This is a genomic window from Nocardia cyriacigeorgica, assembly GCF_010858045.1.
Taxonomy (GTDB): Bacteria; Actinomycetota; Actinomycetes; order Mycobacteriales; family Mycobacteriaceae; genus Nocardia; species Nocardia cyriacigeorgica_E.
The window spans coordinates 1-286 of sequence record NZ_JAAGVC010000347.1 but is presented as its reverse complement, the minus strand read 5'-3'; the positions used below and the strand labels follow the sequence as shown (position 1 = coordinate 286).

The following is a 286-nucleotide window of genomic DNA, read 5'->3' as shown; positions in this document are numbered from 1 at the left end:
GGATCGACAGCTCACGCAATACGTCGGCGGGGTCGTCGGGCGAGTGCACCAGATTCAGCAGGTAGCTGTGCCGCCCGAGCAGGTGCCGCAGTTCGCCCGGCTGCCGTTTGCGCGGGTCGGTCGGGCCCTTGGCGTCGGTCAGCCGGACCGGGACGGGCAGCTCGGCGTCCTCCGCGGCGACAACGAGCACCAGCACATCGCAGATGCCGACCAGCAGATCGGCCAGTCGCCGCCGCTCGGTCGAAGCGATGTTCCAGGAGTAGTACCAGAGCGCACGGGCCAGCAG

Annotated in this window: 1 pseudogene; it reads right to left on the bottom strand. The window is 69.6% G+C overall.

Features of this window, described 5'->3' with window-relative positions:
- Window positions 1–286: pseudogene (locus GV790_RS29990) on the bottom strand (nucleoside-diphosphate kinase); the annotation flags it as partial.